Below are 15,439 nucleotides of genomic sequence, written 5' to 3'. Positions count from 1 at the left end.
ATGGGCTCTGCGTCGGCGTCGATGCGTCCCTCAACCCTCCCGGCTGGCAGATGCGCGATCTCTTCCATCCGGAGGAGAAGCGATACCTCATCGAAGAGGCCCCCAACGGGCAAGCCTTCGTCCGCCTCGACCTGCCGCCCCGCGGCGTCGTCGCCCTACGGCTGAGCTGGGACTGACGCCCCATCCGTCGTCCCGAGCGGAGCCGAGGGACCTCGCAGCGGTTGCGTCGCGACGAGCAGACGAGGTCCTTCGACTCGCTTCGCTCGCTCAGATTGACGGGCCATGTGAACTTTAAATCAAGGTAGCTGCGGGGCTACGGCCCGCAGTCTGAAGCCAGTTGCAGGACGCCCGACTGCGGGCCATAGCCCCGCAGCTACCAGCACTTCGAAGGCGTTCATACAGAGCGGCACCCGACCTGTTAGCGTCCACACCGCATGGCAGACGCCTACTTGCTCTCGACGCTCTTCGTGCTGGCGATGCTCCTGGTCGGCTTCGCCCTTCGCGCAACGTTCGGGCCGCTGCGATACCTCTTCATCCCGGCAAGCGTCGTCGGCGGGCTCGTTGGCCTCGGCGTGATGCAGCTTGCGGTGCGGCAGACCGTGAGCCCAAGCCTCAGCGACGGCTTCACGAGCATCTCGAACGTCATCGACGGCTGGCCGTCGCTGCTCATCGCCGTCGTCTTCGCCGGCCTGCTGATGGAGCGGCCGGGCAAGAAGTTCAGCCAAGCGATCGTCGCCGCGAGTCGGCAGGGCATCGTCGTCTGGATCATCGTCTTCGGCCAGGCGTTCGTCGGACTGCTGGCCTGTGCGTTCCTGATCTACCCCTTCTTCGACGTCCCGCCAAGCTTCGGGCAACTAATCGAAACCGGCTTCGCCGGCGGCCACGGCACCGCGGCGGCGATGGGCGAAGTCTTCGACGGCCTGGGCTTCCCGCAGGGCCGAGACCTCGCGTTCCTGTTCGCTACGGCCGGCCTGCTCTACGGTGTCGTCAGCGGCATCTTCTTTGTCAACGTGGGCGTACGACGCGGGTGGCTCCGGGGCGGACCAACTGATCGTGAATCGGACCGACGCCGCGACACCAGTCGCGGATCTGGGGTTTCAGAAACCGGGGACAGCGTTCTCCCTCCCGAATCCGCGACTGGCGTCGCGGCGTCGGAGTTCAAAGTCCCCGTCGTCTCGGGGCTCGAAGATCGCTCCGACCCAAAGCCCTCATCCCTCGCCACGGTCCGCAGCGAGGTCATCGACCCGCTGGCGTTCCAGCTCTGCCTGCTCGGCGTCGCGTTCGGCATCGGCTACCTGCTCCAGCAGCTCTTCCTGCTCGGGGCGGGGCTCATCGCGACGGAACAGCAGCTCGGCTTCGTCGGCAAGATCCCGCTCTTCCTCTTCACCCTCATCGGCGGGTGGCTCACACGCGAGGCCATGCATCTACTGGGTGTCGGCGACCTCATCGACGGCCGGAGCATCGCCCGGCTCGTCGGCATCTCGATGGAAGTCCTCATCGTCGCCGCCTTGGCCACGCTTCGCCTCGAAGCCGCCGCCGACTTTTTGCTGCCGGTGCTGATCCTCCTCGGCGTCGGCTTCGCCTGGGTGGCGTTCTGCCTGCTGGTAGTGGGTCGCAAGCTGCTGCCGAAGAGCCACTGGTTCGAGCTGGGCCTGATCAACTACGGCATGAGCACCGCCACGACGGCCCAGGGCATGCTGCTGCTCCGGATCGTCGACCGCGACCTCGAAACCGACGCCGCCAGCGACTACGCCACCGCCTCGCCGCTCTCGGCCCCCTTCATCGGCGGCGGGTTCATCACGGTCCTGATCCTGCCGCTGACGCTGGAGCGATTCGGCTTCGTCTGGGTGCTGCCCATGATGGCGATGATCCTCATTGGGCTCTTCGCCATCGGTTGGCAGCTTCGCGATCGCGGGACGACGTGAACTACAAGTTTCCAATTCTGTAGACCGGATCGCTGCAGTAGGCTCGAAGCATGCGAGCACCTTGGGTCATCGTGGCCGTCCTAATTCTGATGACTGCTTCGGCCGCACAGGGCCTGATCGGCACGTGGTTGACGAAGGACGGGGACGTCGTCGCGTTTGGCGATGATGGCACCGGCGTTAATCTGACGGCCGATGGCGAGCGGGTGGAGTTCACGTTCGATGTCCCCGTCGCGGGGAAGATGACGCTCAGCAGCACGGATGTCGCGACGGACTATCGCTACGTCACCGACGGAAACAGCCTCCTGCTGAAGGTCGAGGAGACCGGCGATTGGCTGGTTGCGTCGCGGGTCGATCTGAAGCCGGAGCAGGCTGTCGGAAGAGACGATCTGCTGCGATATCTTCCCAAGCCATTCGCCTCATCAGGAGTGGCCGGTGACGCTCTGAGAGAAATGGATGCCTTCGCCGAGCGGGAGGATGATGAGGAGGCCGTCTCAGTCGCTGACGTCGAGGGAACCTGGGCAGGCAAAGTGATCTCGTTCGACGAGAGTGGCTTCGGCATTTTGACCATTCGAGGCGATGGAGAAGCGAAGATGGCCTTCGGCAGTGCGATGCGACTGGAGACCATCGATTTGACGGTCGCTCGGGCGTCCAAAAACACCCTGTTGATTGAGCTTCGGCCGGAACAGCCGACGGCTCCTGGTCAATCGCTGCGACTCGTCGTGACGGGCGAGTCGGCCCTGTTTTTGCCAATTGAGTCAAGAAGATCTCGATGGTCAGGACAACTCCGAGATGCAATTCTGCTTTCGAGAACAGAGCTCGCTCCAAGCAAGGCGGCCCAGCGACTGATGGCCACTGAGACGCGCCGACTGCAGAAGATGACCACGACGCAACCCGTGCGGCCGTGATGTGGCAGGAAGGCTCAATCCCGTGAAACCTTTCGTCGTCTCCCCTACGCTGCTGCCATGCCGAGCATTACGGTCGACGGGCAGACGATTGAGGCTGAGCAGGGTGAGTTGATCCTGCAAGCCTGCCTCCGGGCGGGCATGGAGTTGCCGCATTACTGCTACCACCCAGGGCTGAGTGTGGTGGCGTCGTGCCGGATTTGTTTGGCCGAGGTCGAAGGGGCTCCGAAGCTGCTGCCGACGTGTCAGACGCCGGTTCGCGATGGCATGGTCGTCCACACCAAGTCGCCCAGGGCCGTGGCCAACCAGAAGCAGGTCATGGAGTACCTGCTCGTCAACCACCCGCTCGACTGTCCCGTCTGCGATCAGGCGGGCGAGTGCTACTTGCAGGATTACAGCTACCAGTACGGCCGAAGCGAGAGCCGCTTCGAAGAGGACAAGGGCAAGAAGCCCAAGAAGATCGTCGGCGAGCACGTGATGCTCTACAACGACCGGTGCATCATGTGCACCCGCTGCGTCCGCTTCACCCGCGAAGTCAGCGGCGAGGGCGAGCTGATGGTCAAGGGACGCGGCAGCACGGAGCAGATCGACATCTATCCCGGCGCGCCGCTGGACAACAAGCTGTCGGGCAACGTCGTTGACCTGTGCCCGGTCGGGGCGCTGCTCGATCGGGACTTCCTCTTCCAGCAGCGGGTCTGGCTGCTGAAGAACGCCCGCAGCATCTCCCCGGCAGACGCCGGTGGTGAGAACGTCTACCTGCAGCACAACGAAGGCAAGATCTGGCGTGTCAAGCCGCGGTACAACACGGACGTCAACGACTGGTGGATCAGCGACGACACGCGGTACACGTACAAGGCCGTCCATCGCGACGACCGTCTTCGGTACGCCATCGTGAAAGACAAGGGCATCCAGGAGCCCGCCGGTGCCGGCGATGCACTCGACGCGGCGATGAACGGGCTGAAGCAGGCCGTCCAGTCGAATGGCAATGGCTCGCTCGTCGCGGTCCTCTCGCCGATGCTTGCCAGCGAGGAGGCGTATCTGCTAGGCCTTCTGATTCGGGAGCTTGATCCCGAAGCGACACTCGTGCTCGGGCCGATCCCGACAGCGGGTGAGGACGAGGTCTTCAAGCACTACATCACGGGCGACGAGACGTTCCGCATTCGCGCCGAGAAGGTGCCGAACAAGCGCGGCATCGAACGCGTGCTGAAGCTCCTCGGCGGCAAGACTGCGCAATGGGACGAGCTTTCCAGCATGGACGTCAAAGGGGCCTGGGTCACAGGCAACTACCTCGACAAGTGGGTGACGACCGACGCAATGCCGGCGTCACTGAAGGATGCCTTCGTCGTCACGACAGAGACGATCCCGAACGCGATTGTTGAGGCGGCCGACGTTGTTGTTCCCGCAGCGACATGGGCGGAGAAGGACGGGACGTGGGAGAACATCGACAACCGCATCCAGCCCTTCGAGCCGGCGATCGAGCCGCTTCCCGGCACGCACGTCGAAGGCGAGGTCTTCGCCAAACTCCTCGGCCGCGACGGCTATGACGCGCAGGCGATCCGCCACGAGCTGTCCGAGAAGGACGACGCCTTCGCTGGCATCGAATTGACCGCCGAGACGGAGACGGCCTCCGAGACGTTCGAGTTCGCTGAGCTGTAGTCAGCCTGGCTCAGTTCCCGACGACGCTGACCAGGCGGTCGGCGTTCTGCTGGAGCCAAACGACCTTGCGCTGGACCATGTCGAGGAAGCCGGCACCCTCAAGCTTGCCGAACTGACCCGTCGCCGCGATCGGGTAGACCGCCTCGGCAATCAGAGCTTCGACCATCAGCCACGGCGTGCTCGTCAGCTCGGCCTCGCTGAGCATCGACACCTCGTCGTACCCGCGTAGGAACCGCTTGAACCGGCTCTCGTCGAGATATTCCGGCCAGCTAGCGAGGTCCTCGCCGCCGCCGAGGATGGAGAACTGCAGGGCCCCGTTGGCCGAGTCGATGACACGCGGAAGACGCCTGGCCGAGTCGTAGTCGATGACGGCGGTGACGCGTTTCTGACGGAAGAGCATGTTGCCCGGGTGCCAGTCGCCGTGGACGATCTGCGGCGGCCAGTCGCTCAGGCCCGCGTCGTCGGCCGAGTCACGCGCGTGCAGGTAGCTGTCGAGCAGAAACCGGCAGACGCCTGCGACTTTCTTGTTCCCGGCGAAGTGTGCAAGAATGCGGTCGAAACCCTTCTCGACCGCGACCGCTCCGTGGTAGCTGCCAGTGGGCGTCTCGTGGCTGGTCTCGAAGTCGTCCAGCAGCGTGTGGTAGAGCGACAGAACTCGGCCAGAGTCGAAAGTGCTCTCCAGGCTCTGGTTGTACGCGTCGCCCGGGATGTACTCGAACAGCTCATAAATCTGCTTGTCGAGCACGAGCATCGTCCCGCCGGCAGAGACCGAATCGTCGCGCGTGGGCACCAGATGCGGCAGCGGAAACTGCTTGGCCGCGAGGTGGTCCTGCAGTGCGTGGCAGAAGGCGACCTTGTTCTGATCCTCGCCGCCTCGGCCTCGGGCGCGACGCTTGAGCAGGTACCGGCCGCTCTTTGTCTTGAGGACCAGTTTGGGTGCCTTGCGGCTGCCACGAGGAAAGTCGTCCAACGCGTCCACCGGGCCGAGGTCGTACTGGCTCAGCACCTTCACCAGCTCGTCGCGGGCAAAGGTCGCGTGGGCCTCACCCACGACGGCAGACGACGAGCGAGCGGACGAGACTGGTGGACGCACTTGGCTCATCGCGAGAGGTCGCGGAGAGCTTACGACCTTCTCACGTCGCCGACCTGCCCGCCGACAGCAGCGACAGGACCGGCTCGCGCGATGCCCGCCGGGCAGGCCACCACGCGGCCAGCATGCTGACCACGATCACGGTCACCACGCCGATCACGATGACGTCCCACGCGACGCGTAACGGCGGGACGTAGCCGACTGTCCATGACTGGAGTTGTCGCGAATTCATGGCCATGAGCAACCCCGCCGAAATGCCCAGCGCTGCCGCTGCGAGGCCCAGCAGCACGGCCTCGGCGACGATCAGCCGACCCATCTCGCCCCGCGTCACGCCGATCGCCCGGAGGACGCCCAGCTGATAGCGCCTCGACCGAACGCCGGCCATGACGGTGTTCGTCACGCCCAGGCTCGACACCGCCAGCGCCGCCCACGCGACCGTTCCGGCGACGAGCAGCAGCCGCTTAAGGCCTTGCTGAATCTCGAACTTGAGCTGGCGGACGTCGCTGATCGCGATGCCGCTGTCGCCCAGCTGATCGGCGACGCGGGCGACGACAACCTCCTTGTCGATGCCCATCTCCAGGTTGGCCGCGACGAGGAAGACGTCCTGCATGTTGAACAGCTGACGCGCGTCGTCGAGCGTGCCGAAGACACTCGCGGCGCTTTGGCCTTCGAATTGGTTCGAAAGGTCAAAGCTGGAGACCATCACGTCGATCCCCGGGCTCCGGACGACGCCGGTGATGATGAACTCCACCGGCTCGCCGCGGATTCTGCCGACCAAACCCTGACCGGGCTTGCGAAGGATGAACGGATCGCCCGGGCCGAGCCCGCGGAGCTGGCGAAACTCCTCTGTGACGATGAGGAAGTGCGCTCCCTCGGTCGAGACAACCTCGGCCATTGGAATGTCGCGGCCGGGCTCGTCGACGGTCTCGAGCGTCTTGAGGACGTCGCCCGGCTCGATCGTGCCAAAGACGCTGGTGCCGTCGTCAAGCGTTGCGCGGACGCCGCGATCGAGTAGTCGGGCGGCCGAGTCGGCGTCGCCGGCGGTGAAGTCGAGGTCCATCATCGTGAAGATCCGATTGGGATCGATCGCGATGAACATGGTGCTCTCGATCGCTACGCCGCCGGCGATGGCGAAGAAGCTGTCGCCGAGCCGCGGGTGGAGATAGCCGATGGGTGAGATGTCGGGCGAGCCGTCGGGCAGTCGGGCGAAGCCATCGACCTCGCCGAGCTCGTCGATGCGGTCTGCAGGGATGCCGTTCTTGTTGTAGAGGAAGACGTCGGGGAAGTCGTCGGGCAGTTGCCACCCCTCGATGCCGCTGCGGCCCTGCGTGTTCATGACGATGAGCACCGCCGGCCCGACCATGAGCGCCGCCGCCGTGCCCGCCGCACGCCAGAGGCCACCGCCCAGCTGTTGCCGCAAAAGCCCCGGCGTCAGGCCGAGGAGGCGAGAGACAGGGCGACTCAGCACCTGGTCGGCCAGCCAGATCAGCATCGGGGCGATCAGGAAGAACCCGAGCATGAGCAGCGGCAGCCCGATCAGGAAGTGCATCCAGAATCGCACGTTCCGCTCAAGTTCGTACAGCCCGTCGATGATCGGCAGTGGCAGCCACAGCAGCAGCACGTCGATCGACATCAGGAACAGCCCGATGACGAAGCTGCGCCAAGGCGGTCCCTTCCGCGCGGGAGCGGCCGCCGGGCGCATAGCCGACAGCGGATCGACCCGGGACGCCGTCCACGCCGGCGCCGCCGAGGCGAGCATCGCGATCGCTGCCATGCCGAGGACGGCCGCGACGATGCCGAGCCAGCCGATCGCCACACCTGCAGAGAAGATCGCGCTGAACGTCGTGGTCAGGCCAAAGACGAAGACGACGCCGAGCGGCACACCGATCGTCACGCCCAGCAATGCCAGCATCAAGCCTTCGCCGACAACACCGCCGGCGACCTGTAACTTGGTCGCGCCGATGCTGCGGAGCATCGCCAGCGTTCGCTGCCGCTCTGCCACGCCCATCGAAAGCGTTCCGAACACGATGAACGCAGCCGCCAGCAGGCTGACCATGCCGCCCATCAGCGACAGCAGGTTCATGACGGCGAGTCCGTCGTCGACGGTCTCGCGCGTCGCCCGCAGCGAGATCGGCCGCCACGGCTTGCCCTCGGCTTCGAATCGATCAGCGAGTCGGTCGACAACAGGTCCAATCTCCGCGCCTTGAACCAACTCCGCCAGCACGGTCGAGTGGCGATCGGGAGCCTCGGGTCGCGTCAGCTCCTGCAGCGTTCGCAGGGGCATGTAGATCGACTGGGCTCCCATGATGTTGAGGATGCCGGGCTTGAAGATGATGCCGACGACCTCCAGATCGACATTGCCCGCCGGCCCTGGCAGGGTGACCGTGTCGCCAAGCTCGACGCCGAGATTGTCGCGCGCGAAGGTGTCGAGCACGATCTCGTTGGCGTCGATCTCGTCGAAGAGCCTGCCCGAATCCAGCGGCAATCGGCTGATGTAGCCGTCGGTGTCCGGATCGACGCCGAGGACCGTGAAGGGCGTCGCGATCGCGTCGCCGGTGGAGCTTCGCAGGTGCCGATTGACCGCGAGTCGGCCGTAGGCGTTTGCGACTTGCGGGTCGCGGCGAAGCTCGTTGATGAACGAGCCGGGGATGCCGTCGGAGTCGGTGCGCTGGTCGATGCGGAGGTCGTCCGAGCCGAGAAAGTCGTTGATGAACCCACGGACCGCCAGCTCGGCCGAGGCGTAGCCGCTGGTCGTGCTGACGACGAGCGCGACACTGAGAGCGATGGCGGCGACAGTCAGGATCGTCCGCGCCGGACGCCGAAGGAGGTTGGCCAGGACAAGCCGAAACATCACGCGAGATCACGCGGTCGCCGACTGGTATCGCTCGGCGAGGTGTCGCACGCCGTCGTCACCGGATTCGACCGCGAAGTCGTCGACGACGCGGCCGTCCTTCATGACGACGGTCCGCGTCGCGAACGCCGCGACGGCCGGCTCGTGCGTCACCATGACGATCGTGCGTCCCTGGTCGACCAAGCCGCGAAGCAGGACGCAGACGTCCTCGCCGTTGGCGGAGTCGAGGTTGCCGGTCGGCTCGTCGGCGAGCACCAGCGCGGGATCGGCCGCGAGGGCGCGGGCGATGGCGACGCGTTGCTGCTCTCCGCCGCTCATGGCATCGGGCCGGTGGGTCACACGATCTTCCAGCCCGAGCATGCCGAGGAGTTGCGTCGCGCGATCGCTGGGCGAGGCGTCGCCGTGCTCATCGGCGTAGTGCTTGCGATCGAGCGTCAGCGGCAGGGCGACGTTCTCGCGGGCGTCGAGCGTCGGAATCAGGTTGAAGCTCTGGAAAACAAGCCCAATCTGCCTTCGGCGAAAGAGCGTCAGGCGGCGATCGTCCATCGTCGCTAAGTCCTCGCCGGCGACCTCCACGTGCCCCTCGTCCGGACGTGTCAGACCGGCGGCGAGGTGGAGCAGCGTGCTCTTGCCGCTGCCGCTGCGACCCATGATGGCCGTGAGCGTGCCCGGCTCGATGGTCAGATCGACCTGATCGACGGCCGTGACCGCGCCGTCCCCGAAGGTCTTGACGACGTGCTTGAGCTGCAGCGGCGGGAGGCTCTGGTCGTGATTGTTCGAGGCCGCTGACGTGGACATCCGGTCGGGCAGAGTAGGGGCTTGCTGCGGGTCGTTGTTGCGTCCGGCCTATCAATCGGCCCCGTGGGGCAACCCTTCCGACTTGCCGTCACCGCCGACGTCCATCACGACGTCGCCAAGAGCCGCGCCGCGGCAGAGGAGCTCGCGCGCACCTGGCCGACGACCGATGCCGACGCACTGCTCATCGCCGGCGACGCGGCCACGAGTGACGAGCGTCACCTGGAAGAGGCGCTCTCGCTCTTCGCGGATGACGGACGGCCGCGGCTGTTCCTGCCCGGAAATCACGAGTACTGGAGCCGAATCGACAAGACCGACGTCCACCAGCTGCTTCGGCGGGAACTGCCCCGACGCGTTCGCGACTGCGGATGGCACTGGCTGCCAGGCGATCCGTGGCGTGACGGCGACGTCGCGGTCGTCGGGACCAGCGGCTGGTACGACTACGGTTTTGCCGACGAGGGGTTGGGCCTGCCGATTCGGTTTTATCGCGACAAGCTCAGTCCCGCGGCTGCGGCGTACGTGAGCGGCAACGACCTGCGTCCTGGGGCGGATGACGTTCCCGAGCATGCTCGAAGCTTCTTCGCCCGATGGAACGACGCTCGCTTCATTCAGGGCCTGACCGACGACACACTCTTCTGCCGCGAACGGGCGGAATCGCTTCGGAAGGACCTTCAGGCCGTGTCGGAGGCCGAGCGTGTGGCGGTGGGCGTGCACGTCTGCCCGACGAATGACCTTCTGCCACGTCGGCCCTCGGGGGCGATTCCGCCCGACCGACTGAAGTACGCCTTCGCCCGTGCGTACCTCGGCAGCCCCATCTTCGGCGATGTCGCGACGACATTCCGCAACGTCCGCCACGTCGTGTGTGGCCACTCCCACATCGCCCGCGAAGCGACACGCGGCGACGTCCAGCTCACGAACGTCGGTAGCGGCTACACCGAGAAGCGAATGATCGTGCTGGAGCTTTAGTGGTTATCGTGGGGGCATGAGCGACCTGCCGACCCGAAAAGATGACATGCCTGTCGAGATGGACCGAGTCGTCGCGCACGACGCCCCGGTCCGCAAGCTGGCGGACGGATTCAAGTTCCTCGAAGGACCCGTCTGGCTGGGCGATCGGCTCGTCTTCAGCGATATCCCGGCGTCGAAGATGTACGTCTGGAGCGCGTCAGCCGGCGTGAGCGTCTATCGCGACGAAAGCCACAACGCCAACGGAAACACCACCGACAGCGACGGCCACCTCTACACGTGCGAAGGCGAAAGCCGATGCGTCAGCATCACCGAGCCGGCCATCGGCGGTGAGCGACGAGTACTGGTCGACAGCTACGTCGACGGCGGCGAGCCGCTGCCGCTCAATCGGCCCAATGACGTTGTCGTCCATCCAAAAACCGGTGCAGTCTTTTTCACTGATCCGGTGCACGGCATGAGCGACGACAAGTTCGCAAAGCACTCCAGCTATGGCGGCATGTGGGTGTTTCGACTCGATGCCGGAGCCACGTCAGCGGTGCCTGCCGTTCGCGACTTCGAGAGGCCCAACGGGCTCTGCTTTTCGCCGGACCTGTCCAAGCTCTACATCAACGACGATTCGCGCAAGCACGTTCGGGTGTTCGATCTCGCAGACGACGGATCGCTGTCGGGCGGCACGGTGATCTGCGAGATCGACGAGGGCGTGCCGGATGGCATGCGCGTCGACACGGGAGGTCGGCTGTTCGTCACCGCTGGCGACGGCGTGCACGTCTTTCAGCCAGATGGCACGCGGATCGGCAAGATCCTCTGCCCCGAGTCGCCCGCCAACTGCCGGTTCGGCGGCGACGGCATGAAGACGCTCTTCATGACGTCGCGGACCGGCCTCTACGCGGTCGACACGCTCGTCGAAGGGATCTGAGCGATCAGCGGTAGTCGTGGTACTTCCAGCCCTTGGGCATCGGCGTGTCACGCGACGTCTGATGCCGGTGACCAGGCATGCGCCACTGCGGCGGGACGATGCGGTCGGCCCAGGCGAGCAGGGCGAGGTGGCCGGCCAAAAGCCAGCCGACAGCGGCCCCGCCAAGGTGCGCCGCCTCGCCGCCGGCGTTCGCATCGAGACGATTGCCGTGTGCCAGAACGATGAAAGCCGCCAGCGCGAGGTAGACGGCACCAACGCGGAAGACCGTGATGTCGATTGGAGGAAACACCAAGTGCAGGATGCGATTCGGGAAGAGCCGCATTGCCGCGGCAATGAGACCAAAGACGCCTGCCGAAGCGCCGATGAGCGGTGTCGTCGAGGTCGCCCGAACGATCCCCGTCGCGAAGAGCAGGACAAAGCCGAAAGCACCGCCAAAGCCGCAAACGAGGTATAACGCGAGCGTTCGTGCCTTACCGAGGCGACGTTCGACCATCGAACCGAACACCCACAGCCCAAGGCAGTTCATTCCGAGGTGGAGCAAGCTGCCGTGAAGGAACTGGAACGTCACCAGTCGCCAAGCCTGGAGGCCAGCGAAGGTCTCGCTCACCGAGAACCATCCAAACGCATACAGGTTGGGACCAAACCGCGCGAGAATATTGACGATCACGTGGATGCTGATGCAAAGCACGATCAGCCAGGTCGAGACACTCCAAAAGCGGGAGCGGCTTCGCAGTCGCGCAAAGGCCGCGCCGGCACCGGCGTTTCGGCCAGAAGGCTGAGGGCGGATCATCGTCAACTGTATCGACGCAAGGTGGGTGACCGTCGCAAGCTCAGGCGGCTTCGCGGACCTCGTCGCTTGCGTTGCCGCGGCTCGTGTCGACCAGGTTCCGAATCGTCTCGACCAGGAGAGGCCCGTCGATCGGCTTGGTTTGGTAAGCGTCGCAGCCTGCGGCGAGGCACTTGTCCTTGTCGCCGATCATTGCGTGCGCGGTGAACGCGATGATCGGGATGGTGCAGCCGCTCTCGCGAAGCTCGGCCGTCGCGCCGTAGCCATCGAGGACGGGCATCTGCATGTCCATCAGAATCGCATCGAACGGCTCGCCGGCCGTCTTCGCGTCATTGAAAGCTTCCACGCCTGAGCGCCCGTGGGCTGCAGAAACGACGTCGGCGCCGGCGTTGCGGAGGTGGATGCCGATGAGCCACTGGTTTTCGGGCCCATCCTCGACGAGAAGAATTCGGATGTTGTCAAGCATGCAATTGGGGGTTGAAGCAATGTCCCGAAGGCTGTCATGGAGGACCATGCTGACTCCGTCAGAGTCAATCGGGAGCGTGATGGTGAAATGACTGCCGAGGCCGAGCGTGCTTGTGCACGTCAGCTCGCCACCCATGAGCCGAACGAACTGACGACTGATCGCCAATCCGAGTCCGGTTCCCCCAAACTTCCTTGTCGCGCTGATGTCGGCTTGCACGAAGGCTTGGAAAAGCTGCTGTTGATGCTCCTTGGAGATGCCGATGCCACTGTCGAGGACATCGAAGACGAGTCGCAATGGTTCTTGCGCTGCGTCACAACGCACTCGCAGCATGACACCGCCGTTGCGTGTGAATTTGACAGCGTTGCCGACCAGGTTCAAAAGGGACTGACGCAGTCGTGTCGGATCGCCCAGGATACTTTGTGGGATACGCGTTTCGTAACAGACTTCGAAGGTGAGTCCCTTCTCGGCCGCATTCACACTCGTCAGGCCTGCCACTTCCTCGACCACCGTTGCCGGATCGAATTCGACTTCCTCAATATCCATCCGCCCAGCTTCGATCTTCGAGATGTCGAGGATGTCGTTGAGCACCGTCAGGAGGTGCCGGCCACTTCGGCAGATTGTTTGCGATGCTTCGAGACGTTCGGCCGTGGAGAGCGGGACGGTCGGCTCAGGTCCTCCAGCGTCGGCGACGAGGTTCTGCTCGACTAGATCGCCAAAGCTGATCACGTGACTGAGCGGGGTCCGGATCTCATGGCTCATGTTGGCAAGGAACGCACTCGTGGCGACGCTGGCAGCTTCGGCTGCTTCTTTGGCGTGCTCTAGCTCCGTGTTGATGCGCTTGGCCTCGGTTTCGTCGGTCAGAAGTCCGTCCCAAAGTACAGAACCGTCCATCAGTCGTTCAGGGCGGCTCCTTGCATGGATGTGGCGCACGTCGCCGTTTGGTTTGATGATTCGCCCTCGCCACTCGCATGGGGTCAGATCGTTGGCTGATGATCGAACGAGACGCAACATCTCCGCGGCATCGTCCGGATTGACGCGGTCCAGAAACAGGGCAATGTCTCGCATCGCATCCGACGCTTCCACGCCGACGATCTCCTCGATTGCATGGCTTGCGAACGGCATCGAGTGCTGACCATCTTCGTCCAGGTGCCACTGAAACAGCACGCCAGGCGAGTTTTCCGCGATACTTGCGATCCGCTTCTCCTGGGAGGCAATCTTTGCTTGCGTTGCTCGTTGCTCGCTCACATCTCGGACAAAGAGGCTGAACTCGACGACGCCGTTGCCCGAGCGCAGTGGAACGATCGACAGTTCGGCTGGGAAGGTCTGTCCGCTACGCCGCAGTGCGATGACGTCGAGCCGCTCGCCGATGACCTCGCGATCGCCAGCATCAAGACCTGCGAACCAGCGGTCATGTGCCAGACGTTGCTCGCTTGGCATGATCGTTTCAAATAGCTGACGTCCAATCGCCTCGGCCTCGGTCCAACCGAAGATGATCCGCGCTTGACGATTCCAGCCGGTGATCTGTCCAGTCGGCCCCATCGTGACGATGGCGTCGAGCGAGGAATCGAGCACCATTCGATGCCGGTCCTCGATTCGTTGCTGTTCGAGCAAGATCTCGTGTTGCAGTGTGATGTCGCGTTCGACGACGAGCCACTGCGTGACCCGACCACGCTCGTCGTGGAGCGGCTGCAGCTCGGCTTCGGCCCAATACGTCTGCCCGTTCTTTGCGTAGCTGCGAATTTTGCGTGTGACGGGCCTGCCCTGGGCCATCTGGGAGCGCATCTCGGCAAGGGCGACCGGATCCGTGTCAGGTCCGCAGAGTCTTTCGCGCGGGAACTGGCCCATCGACTCGCCGACCTCAAGGCCAGTCAGGTCGGTGAACGCTCGGTTGGCGTACGTGATGACATTCTGCTCATCGACGAGCATGACGCCGTGCTGCGTCGCCGTGACAATGGTTTCCAATGTCTCCAAGTCTCGACAACAGTCGGCTGCGCTGCAGCCGATTCCGCGCAGCTTGTTCCGCGCCATCGTCTCGCACGTCAAATTCTTCAGAGCAGTCTGCTGCTGCGGCGTAACCGCTCTTGTTCGATGGTCGGAGGCGCACGGCATGCCGATCGAGCGTTCAGAAGTGTCAGCGGGTGATAGCCGCATCCCTAGGCCAAGGCTCTGCATTGCTTCATCCGATGCCGTCGACGAAGCGGCATCCGCTGAGCGTGTGCATTGAGATCGACGGCGGCTCACTTGACGGCAATCGACATCTCCGTGCGATCGGTTTAGCCGAAAGCCCTTGCACGACGCATACTGTCTGGTGCCATGCCGTTGCCGATGACGATCACGGAGAAAATTCTGGCCAAGCACGCCCAGAAGGCGTCGATTCGCCCGGGGGAAAGCGTCTGGGTCGATGTTGACGTGCTGATGACGCACGACGTCTGCGGCCCAGGCACCGTTGGCATCTTCCAGCAGGAGTTCGGCAAGGACGCTCGCGTCTGGGACCCGGACCGCGTGGTGATCGTGCCAGACCACTACATCTTCACGGCCGACCTGAAGAGTTACCGGAACGTCCAGCTGCTCCGGCAGTTCGTCAGGGACCAGGGCCTCAAGTACTATTACGACCCCGACTTCATCGAGAAGGAGGGCATGCCCTCGCCGTATCTCGACCCGACCAAGACGAGCTACAAGGGCGTGTGTCACAAGGCACTGCCCGAGGAAGGGCACGTCCGTCCGGGCGAGATTCTGCTCGGCACCGACAGCCACACCTGCACGGCCGGGGCATTCGGACAGTTCGCGACGGGCGTCGGCAACACCGACGCGGCCTTCGTGCTCGGCACCGGCAAGACGTGGCTCAAGGTGCCGCCGACAATGCGGTTCGACTTCGACGGTGAAATCCCGCCGTATCTGACCGCCAAGGACATGATCCTCGCCGTCATCGGTGAGATCGGCGTCGACGGGGCGACCTATCGCTCGATGTACTTCGCGGGCGACGGCATCGCGTCGCTCACCCTCGAAGATCGCATGACGCTCACCAACATGGCCATCGAGGCCGGTGGCAAGAACGGCGTGTGCGACGTCGACGAGAAGACCCTTCAGT

The 15,439-nt window shown here is 64.3% G+C and carries 11 protein-coding genes; 6 read left to right on the top strand and 5 right to left on the bottom strand.

From position 1 onward, the window contains the following. The first annotated feature begins 434 nt into the window (after positions 1–434). The 3 genes from AAGI46_09040 to AAGI46_09030 are packed head-to-tail and all read left to right on the top strand — an operon-like array spanning position 435 to position 4,483. Entirely contained in the window at positions 435–1,925 is a 1,491-nt protein-coding gene (locus AAGI46_09040) for a sodium:glutamate symporter (GenBank protein ID MEM1012354.1), read from the top strand. Positions 1,926–1,975: 50 nt separating this feature from the next. Next, positions 1,976–2,830 carry a hypothetical protein gene (locus tag AAGI46_09035; GenBank protein MEM1012353.1) on the top strand — a complete coding sequence of 285 codons (855 nt, stop codon included), beginning with the start codon at positions 1,976–1,978 and terminating at the stop codon, positions 2,828–2,830. Between the two features lie 57 nt (positions 2,831–2,887). Beyond that, positions 2,888–4,483: a 2Fe-2S iron-sulfur cluster-binding protein gene (locus AAGI46_09030; protein ID MEM1012352.1), complete on the top strand. Its 1,596-nt coding sequence runs from the start codon at positions 2,888–2,890 to the stop codon at positions 4,481–4,483. A 10-nt stretch (positions 4,484–4,493) separates the two neighbouring features. On the opposite strand, the gene AAGI46_09025 is transcribed toward AAGI46_09030, so the two are convergent. The 3 genes from AAGI46_09025 to AAGI46_09015 are packed head-to-tail and all read right to left on the bottom strand — an operon-like array spanning position 4,494 to position 9,222. After that, on the bottom strand, positions 4,494–5,585 hold the full coding sequence (locus AAGI46_09025) for a phosphotransferase (GenBank protein MEM1012351.1): 1,092 nt from the start codon (positions 5,583–5,585) through the stop codon (positions 4,494–4,496). A gap of 31 nt (positions 5,586–5,616) precedes the next feature. After that, positions 5,617–8,424, bottom strand: a complete 2,808-nt coding sequence (locus AAGI46_09020; GenBank protein ID MEM1012350.1) for an FtsX-like permease family protein — start codon at positions 8,422–8,424, stop codon at positions 5,617–5,619. A 9-nt stretch (positions 8,425–8,433) separates the two neighbouring features. Beyond that, a complete protein-coding gene (locus AAGI46_09015) occupies positions 8,434–9,222 on the bottom strand; it encodes an ABC transporter ATP-binding protein (protein MEM1012349.1) in 789 nt (262 codons plus the stop codon). Positions 9,223–9,285: 63 nt separating this feature from the next. Between AAGI46_09015 and AAGI46_09010 the strand changes: the two genes are divergently transcribed. Together AAGI46_09010 and AAGI46_09005 are read left to right on the top strand one after the other, a co-directional pair. Next, on the top strand, positions 9,286–10,185 hold the full coding sequence (locus tag AAGI46_09010) for a metallophosphoesterase (protein MEM1012348.1): 900 nt from the start codon (positions 9,286–9,288) through the stop codon (positions 10,183–10,185). Positions 10,186–10,201: 16 nt separating this feature from the next. Continuing rightward, positions 10,202–11,098, top strand: a complete 897-nt coding sequence (locus AAGI46_09005) for an SMP-30/gluconolactonase/LRE family protein (protein MEM1012347.1) — start codon at positions 10,202–10,204, stop codon at positions 11,096–11,098. 4 nt (positions 11,099–11,102) lie between these two features. Here AAGI46_09005 and AAGI46_09000 read toward each other — a convergent pair whose 3' ends face one another. Continuing rightward, on the bottom strand, positions 11,103–11,705 hold the full coding sequence (locus AAGI46_09000; GenBank protein MEM1012346.1) for a rhomboid family intramembrane serine protease: 603 nt from the start codon (positions 11,703–11,705) through the stop codon (positions 11,103–11,105). A 223-nt stretch (positions 11,706–11,928) separates the two neighbouring features. Beyond that, on the bottom strand, positions 11,929–14,313 hold the full coding sequence (locus AAGI46_08995; GenBank protein MEM1012345.1) for a PAS domain S-box protein: 2,385 nt from the start codon (positions 14,311–14,313) through the stop codon (positions 11,929–11,931). A 351-nt stretch (positions 14,314–14,664) separates the two neighbouring features. Here AAGI46_08995 and AAGI46_08990 point away from each other — a divergent pair. Continuing rightward, positions 14,665–15,439: aconitase family protein (locus AAGI46_08990; GenBank protein ID MEM1012344.1), on the top strand; the 775-nt coding region annotated here is incomplete at its 3' end.

This window comes from Planctomycetota bacterium (assembly GCA_038746835.1).
GTDB lineage: Bacteria > Planctomycetota > Phycisphaerae > Tepidisphaerales > Tepidisphaeraceae > JBCDKH01.
This window is presented reverse-complemented; position numbering and strand designations above follow the sequence as displayed.